Source organism: Methylorubrum zatmanii (assembly GCF_014845115.1).
In the GTDB taxonomy this organism is placed as follows: domain Bacteria; phylum Pseudomonadota; class Alphaproteobacteria; order Rhizobiales; family Beijerinckiaceae; genus Methylobacterium; species Methylobacterium zatmanii.
Genome location: NZ_NKUI01000240.1, coordinates 1 through 6,528, shown reverse-complemented (window position 1 = coordinate 6,528; position 6,528 = coordinate 1). Strand labels below are relative to the sequence as shown.

Below are 6,528 nucleotides of genomic sequence, written 5' to 3'. Positions count from 1 at the left end.
GAAGGCGAAGAAGCCGGCGAGCAGCGAGACCGCCGCCAGGGTCAGGGACCAGCCGACGCCCCGGGCCGCACCGCGAATCGCCGCCTCGACATCGCCGAGTTCGTAGCGGTCGGCGCGGTAGCGCACGGCGAACTGGATGCCGAAATCGATGCCGAGCCCGACGAACAGGGCGGCGAAGGCGACCGAGATCGGATTCAGTTCCCCGACGATCGCGAGCCCCAAGGCCGCAGTGACGACGAGACCGGAGAAGGTGGTGATCAGGACCGCGACCACGAGGGGTGCGGAGCGGAGCGCCAGCCACAGGAACAGGACGATGGCGGCGGTGGTCAGGGAGTAGTTGAGGAAGGCGTCGTCGGCCAGGGTCGCGAACTCGTCGTCGGCCACCGCCACCGGGCCGGTCAGGCGGATGCGCAGGCCGTGGGCGGCATCGAGATTCTGCTCGGCGGCGACCCGGCGGATCAGCTTGGTCGCCTCGCGGCCCGGCTCGAGGGCGTTGTAGTCGAGCACCGGCTGGATCATCACGAACTTGCGCGTGTCCGTGACCTCGCTGCGGCCGCCCGCGAGCAGGGTCTGCCAGGACATGCGGGCGCGCTGCCCGTCGAGGGCCTTGCGCAGGGTCTCGTCGATCTGGCCCATCGGCTGGGCCAGATCCTCGAGCTTGGCGTCGCCGCTCTTGACGCCCTTCACGCCGAGATTCAGCACCCGCATCACGCCGCGCAGCGACGGATCGGCGGCCAGCGGCCCGAGCAGGCCCTGCTGCTCGATCAGGCGCTGGGTGGTCTGCTCCAGTTCCTCCTGCGACATCAGCAGCAGGCCGTTGCGGTCGAAGAACGGCCCGCCGTCGGGGCGGTAGACCGTCTCGATCTCGGAGCGGTGGGATTTTAGCGCCTCGGCGAAGCGCGCGGCGGCCTCCTCGGCGATCTCCGGGGTTTCTCCGTCGATCACCGCAGCCACCAGATTCGTGCGTTGTGGGAAGGCCTTCTCGAAGGCGATCTCATCCTGCCGCCACGACACGCTCGGCTCGATCAGCCGCTCGACATCGGTGTTGATGCGGAACAGATGCGCGGCGGCGGCAACCCCCGCGAGCGTCAGAATCGCCGCGGCCACCAGAACCAGCCAGCGGCGCCTGACGGAAAACGCGACGAGACGTTCGATCACGTAAAACCCTGCCTGCCTAACGATCCGGCCCCCACCCCTGTGACGACGGGCCGGAGCGCCTTGTCAGGCCCCGTCCTCTCTCCCGCGACACAGGACGCGGCGTCCTCATCAGGCGGCGACGCGCCGAATCGATCCTCGTCATGGCCCGCGGGATATGCCCCTCGCGGGCGGGAAGCCCGGGCGGCGCCGCCGGTCGGCGGCCCTTCCCGGCGGACACGGACCATGCGTGAACGGACTCCACGCCGATCATCCGTGTCGTTGGCGCGCTACCTACTTGTCCCGGCGAGGGAATGCAACGCGCCGGACAATTCGTGCCTGTTGCGGCCAAGGCAGTGCGATTGCGCACCGCACCCGGATTGCGCGATGCCCCCGCTTCGCACAAGCGTGCCCGATTGGGGTTGGTCGGTGAGGGCACGCGCGATGTCGTGAACGCGTGCTTCCGCGCACAATTCGATCGAGCCCGGCAAAAGGTCAAAAATCCGCCGCAGAAGGCGGAAATCAGCAGATCATCCCCGTTCCGGATCGTGCGGCCACGGGCTTCGCCCCCGGAGCCGGAAGCCGGCCGCGAGACCGGCACGACACAGTCCTTCAAAATCGCGCCCCTGGGGTGCCGTATCGGAATGGTTCCAGCCTAATATGCTGGAATTCCTGTTCTTCTCACGCTAAGCAGCCCGGCTAAGTCCGGATTCAGAGCATCTAAGGAGCCGCGTCTTGGGAATCCCCATACGGTACGTCGCGAAGATCGGCGGCTACATCCTCAAGCAGCACCTGACCGGGCGGAAGCGCTATCCGCTCGTCATGATGATGGAGCCGCTGTTCCGCTGCAATCTCGCCTGCGCCGGCTGCGGGAAGATCGACTATCCCGACGAGATCCTGAACAAGCGCCTGCCGGTGGACGAGGCGCTCGAATCCGTCCGCGAGTGCGGCGCACCCGTGGTGGTGATCGCCGGCGGCGAGCCGCTTCTCCACAAGGATCTGCCGCAGATCGTGCAGGGCATCATCGCGCAGAAGAAATTCGCGATCGTCTGCACCAACGCGCTGCTCCTCGAGAAGAAGATCAAGGAGTACAAGCCGAGCCCGTACTTCACTTGGTCGATCCATCTCGACGGCGACAAGGAGATGCACGACCAGTCGGTGTGCCAGCGCGGCGTCTATGACAAGGCGGTGGCGGCGATCAAGAAGGCCAAGGAAATGGGCTTCCGGGTCACCATCAACTGCACCTTCTTCAACAACTCCTCCGCCGACAAGATCGCCGATTTCTTCGATTCGGTGACCCGCATGGGCATCGACGGCATCACCGTCTCGCCCGGCTACGCCTACGAGCGCGCGCCCGACCAGAAGCACTTCCTCAACCGCAAGGCGACCAAGGACCTGTTCCGCGGCGTGTTCCGGCACGGCAAGGAGAAGGGCCGCGAGAAGTGGACCTTCCAGCAATCGGGCCTGTTCCTCGACTTCCTGGCCGGCAACCAGTCCTACCACTGCACCCCGTGGGGCAACCCGACCCGCACCGTGTTCGGCTGGCAGAAGCCCTGCTACCTGCTCGGCGAGGGCTATGCCGCCACCTTCAAGGAGCTGATGGAAGAGACCGACTGGGACGCCTACGGCACCGGCAACTACGAGAAGTGCGCCGACTGCATGGTCCACTCGGGCTACGAGGCGTCCTCGGTGGTCGATTCGGTGCGCAAGCCCTGGAAGCCGCTGGTCCACGCCATCCGCGGCATCAAGACGGAAGGCGACATGGCGCCGGAGATCTCCCTGGAGAACCAGCGCCCGGCCGAGTTCGTGTTCTCCCGCAACGTCGCCCAGAAGCTCTCCGAGATCAAAGCCTCGGGCGTCGACACCAAGCAGGAAGCCCGGAAGCGCACCGCCGCCTGAGCGGCCCCCTTCCGCTCACATCTCAGAGACCCGCGCGGCGCCGGCCGCGCGGGTTTTTTCATGGCCGGCGTCACTTCGGCCCCTCGGCCGGGACCATGTTCCAATTGTGGCAAAATTGCCACTGGTGAACATGGCTGAGACTGCTCCGGCGCGGCCGCCGAGGACTGACATGCGCCCGTCATGGAGCGGTCGCTACCAGCCCTCTCAACGGCCGCGACAGGCCGGTGACGGGGCTGGGGTACAATGGATTTACGGGTTGCCGCGGTGCGGGCCGCGGGATCGTTCGGGCTGCTCGTCAGCATGGCGGGTGCGGCCGGAGCGCAATCGATCGTCGCGACGCGGCCGAACCTGCAGCCGGTCGACGGGCCGGTCTCGACCACGCTCAACGGGACGACGATCGTTAATGAGGGCCTGCAAGGCGTCGGTCGCCTTTCCGCGTCGACTCGCGATTTCCTCGGCGACACGCTCGGATCCTTCTCCTCGCTCGCGGTGGATCTCGCCTCCTGGCGCCGCATCGGCGGCACCTATACCGGCACGCTCTTCACCCTGCCGGACCGGGGGTACAACAACCCCGATGGCGGCCTGTTCTCGGATTATGCCGGGCGCCTCAACCGGTTCCGGCTGACCTTCACGCCCGAGCCCGGCGCCACCCTGCCGCAATCGACGGCCTCCCAGCGCCAGATCACCCTGACGCCCGATGGCGGCCTCGTGCTCACGGACGCGCTCGGACGCCGCTTCAGCGGCCTCGATCCCGCGGCAGGCACCACGACGCAACTCGGCGCGCTCCTGCCCTCGGCGACGACCGGGCCGAGCGCCGGCCGAATCAGCCTCGACGCGGAGGGCCTCGCCCGCCGGCTCGACGGCTCGTTCTATGTGAGCGACGAGTACGGCGCGAACATCTATTCCTTCAACGCGAACGGCCAGTTGCAGGGCGTTCTCGGCGTGCCCGAGGCGCTGCGGCCGCGCACCGGCGGCCAACTGAACTTCAACTCGATCAACCCGCCCGAGACCGGCCGTCGCAACAACCAGGGCTTCGAGGCGCTCTCGCTCACCCCGGACGGCCGCAGCCTCGTGACGATCCTGCAGAGCGCCCCGCTGCAGGATTCGACCACCAGCCAGCAGACGCGTGCCAACACCCGGATCCTGATCTACGACATCGCGGCCAACCCGGTCCCGACCGCGCCGGCCCGCGAATACGTGCTGCAATTGCCGGTCTACCGCGACAACGGCAACGGACAGGCACCGAACCGGACCGCGGCCCAGAGCGAGATGATCGCCCTCAACGATACGCAGTTCCTGGTGCTTGCCCGCGATTCGAACGGTCTCGGCACCGGCAACACGACCCCGATCGTCTACAAGAGCGTGCTGCTCGTCGACATCGCCGGGGCGACCAACATCGCGGGCAGCGCCTTCGACACCACGACGACGTCGATCGCGCCGGGCGGCACGCTGCGGGCGGATATCCGCCCGGTGCAGACGAGCGAGGCGGTGAACCTGCTGAACCCGGTCCAGCTCGGCCGCTTCGGCATGAACCTCAACACCAATCCGGCGACGCAGACGACGCTGTCGGAGAAGTTCGAGGCGATGGGGCTCGTTCCGGTCCTGAGCGAGCGGGCACCGAACGACTATTTCCTCCTCGTCGGCAACGACAACGACTTCCTCACGCGCCAGGGCAGCATCAACGGCCAGAGCTACGACGCCGGGATCAACAACGACTCGGTGCTGCTCGCCTACCGGCTGACCCTGCCGACCTATGTCGATCCGCTCTCCCTCGCCGTGATGAAGCGGACGGCACCCGTCGTGCTGCAGGGCCTCGGCGGCACGACGCTGAGCTACGCCGCCTCCACCACCGGCGGCGTGCAGGATCACCTCTCGGCCCTCCGCCGGGGCGCCGGCACCGCGACGCCCTGGGGCCAGAGCTGGGGCCTCTGGCTCGGCGGCGATGTCGTCTTCGCCGACCAGTCGCACAATGGCGGCCTCAGCCTCGACCGCACCATCGCCCGGGGCACGGTCGGCCTCGACCTGCCATTCTCCGGCCCCTGGCGGGGCGGTGTCGCCTTGGGCGGCGGCGGCGGCTCGCTGAGCCGTCCGGGCGGGTACGGGCAGGATCACAGCGCCTACAGCTTCAGCGCCTATGGCGGCTATTACGGATCGGATTTCTACGCTCAGGCCATCGCGGGCGGCGTCCCGGAGGTCAGCCTCGACCGTCTGCGGCGGCCAAGTGCCTACGGCCTCACGGCGACCGGCCGCACGCAGGGCAGCGCCCTGGCCCTCGACGGTGAGGTCGGCGTCCCGCTCCAGATCGACCGGGTCCGACTGACACCGTTTGCCGGGATCACGCATCTGGCCGGCCGCGTCGATGGCTTCACCGAGACGGGAGCCGCCGGCAACAACGTCGCCTATCAGGGCCTGACCCTGCGGCAGACCACGGCGCGCTTCGGCGCGGAGGCCGCCTTCACCGGCTTCGGCGCGCTGATCCCCTCGGTCAGGGCCGCCTACAACGTCGCGATGGGGCCGCAGGGCGCCACCGCCGCCGTGCGGCTCGCCAGCGTCGAGAATCCCCTCGCCAGCGCTGCGGTGACCGTGCCCTTCCTGCGCGACGACTTCGTCACGGCGGGCGCCGGCCTGCAGGGCGCCCTCAGCGAGCAGCTCGGCTGGCGCGTCGATTATCAGGCCGCGATCGGTCTCCGTTCGGGGACCGCCCACGGCGTGACGGCGGGGCTGCGTTACCAGTGGTGAGCGTCGCCTGAGCGGCGGGGCTCAGAGCAGACCGAGGCCGGGCCCGAGGCGGGCCCGGCAGCGGGCCAGGGCGGCGAAGGCCGCCGAGGAATCGCGACCGAGCCGGATCAACTCACCGATCCGGGCGCGGCCGCGCAGCAGCGCGCCGAGCACCGCGCGGAGATCGGGTTCCCCCTCGGGGGTCAGCGCCGACGCCGCGAAGGCGGGAAGCGCGCGCCCGGCGGGGTCGCACACCACCCGGATCGCCGCGAAGGGGAGGGCGTGGCGGGCGGCGAAGGCGGCCGCCACATGCGATTCCATATCGACCGCCAGGGCACCGGTGCGCGCATGCAGCGCGGCCTTGTCGGCAACGGTCATGATCGCGACGTCGGAGCCCGCGAGACCGCCGGCCACGACATGACCCGGCAGGCCCGCCAGACGCGCGCGGAGGCGGCGCGCCAGCTCGGGATCGGTGCTCACGCGCCCGTCCGCATCGAGATGCGTGCCGATGACGATGTCGCCGGCCCGTAGGGCGGGATCGAGGCCGCCCGCGATGCCGAAGCTGATGACGGCGCTTAGCCCGTCCGGCGCATATCCTGCGAGCCGGGCGCGCAGCCGCGCCGGATCGCCGCCGGCCTGGAGCGTCGCGACACCCGGCCCGGCCGCGATGCGCGCCTCGCGGGCGAGGCCGGCAATGGCCAGAACCGAGCCCGTGTCCAGGGATGCGCCCAAGGGGCCGGTCGCGGCCGCGCGGGTCACTTCGTGACGGTATAGATG

Annotated in this window: 4 protein-coding genes; 2 read left to right on the top strand and 2 right to left on the bottom strand. The window is 69.2% G+C overall.

Annotation, left to right across the window (positions count from 1 at the left end):
- On the bottom strand, positions 1–1,158 hold a 1,158-nt coding region (locus tag MZTS_RS22345), incomplete at its 3' end, for an MMPL family transporter (protein ID WP_192285459.1).
- A 711-nt stretch (positions 1,159–1,869) separates the two neighbouring features.
- Here MZTS_RS22345 and hpnH point away from each other — a divergent pair.
- Both hpnH and MZTS_RS22335 read left to right on the top strand, forming a co-directional pair.
- Positions 1,870–3,033 (top strand): adenosyl-hopene transferase HpnH, encoded by a 1,164-nt coding sequence (gene hpnH / locus MZTS_RS22340; protein ID WP_009865534.1) that lies wholly within the window; start codon positions 1,870–1,872, stop codon positions 3,031–3,033.
- A gap of 243 nt (positions 3,034–3,276) precedes the next feature.
- Positions 3,277–5,772, top strand: coding sequence for an esterase-like activity of phytase family protein (locus MZTS_RS22335; RefSeq protein ID WP_192285458.1), 2,496 nt, complete (start codon positions 3,277–3,279; stop codon positions 5,770–5,772).
- Positions 5,773–5,793: 21 nt separating this feature from the next.
- Here the strand turns inward: MZTS_RS22335 and MZTS_RS22330 are convergent, their stop codons facing one another.
- On the bottom strand, positions 5,794–6,483 hold the full coding sequence (locus MZTS_RS22330; RefSeq protein WP_246482231.1) for a phosphorylase: 690 nt from the start codon (positions 6,481–6,483) through the stop codon (positions 5,794–5,796).
- Between the last annotated feature and the right edge of the window lie 45 nt (positions 6,484–6,528).

What these genes read in the sequence shown, in the direction of transcription:
- MZTS_RS22335 (WP_192285458.1), top strand. Translation starts at nt 3,277, where the DNA reads ATGGATTTACGGGTTGCCGCGGTGCGGGCCGCGGGATCGTTCGGGCTG.